The organism is Streptomyces coryli, from assembly GCF_011044975.1.
Lineage (GTDB): Bacteria > Actinomycetota > Actinomycetes > Streptomycetales > Streptomycetaceae > Streptomyces > Streptomyces coryli.
In genome coordinates, this window is the sequence record NZ_JAAKZV010000601.1 from 1 (window position 1) to 608 (window position 608).

Annotated in this window: 1 pseudogene; it reads left to right on the forward strand. The window is 72.2% G+C overall.

Annotated features, from left to right (window positions below):
* Nucleotides 1–230 precede the first annotated feature (230 nt).
* Nucleotides 231–608 (forward strand): annotated as a pseudogene (locus G5C51_RS42705) (hypothetical protein); the annotation flags it as partial.

The following is a 608-nucleotide window of genomic DNA, read 5'->3' on the forward strand; positions in this document are numbered from 1 at the left end:
CCCCGCCCCCACTCCCTCCGTAGCCGGCCAACCCACCGGCACCGCACGGAAGGCAGGACGGCAGCGCGGCCGTCACCATCCGATGCCAAGCCTCCCGTCCACCCCTCGGACCGCCAGCCAGGTGACTTATGCAGGCGATCCCTACGACCCCTTTATCCGATTTGCGCGATTAACACGCTTTGCGCGTGTTAAATCGGAGGCTCCGGCCCTCCGACAGCGAAGAGCGACTCATGAAGCGAGGCCCCCGCCGCCGCACCCGCGCCCTGTCCGGCGCAGTGGCAGCGGCCGCACTGGGCCTGGCTCCTGTGGTGCTCGCGGGTGGGCTCGGACTCGCTTCGACAGAGAATGCGGCGACGACAGGCCGCGCCGTCCCCTTCAGGGAGACCGCCCAAGGACCGGGCGGGGAGTCCGACGACGGCCCGGGAGCCCACGCCGCCGAGGGCGCGGCCGAAGGACCGGGCGGCGAATCGGACGACGGCCCAGGCGCCCACGCAGGCGAGGCTCCCGTGGTCCCGAGACCGGAACCCAAGCCCGTACCGAAGCCGGAACCCAAGCCCGTACCGAAGCCGGAACCCAAGCCGGACCCGCCCCGCCCAACGCGTCCCGAC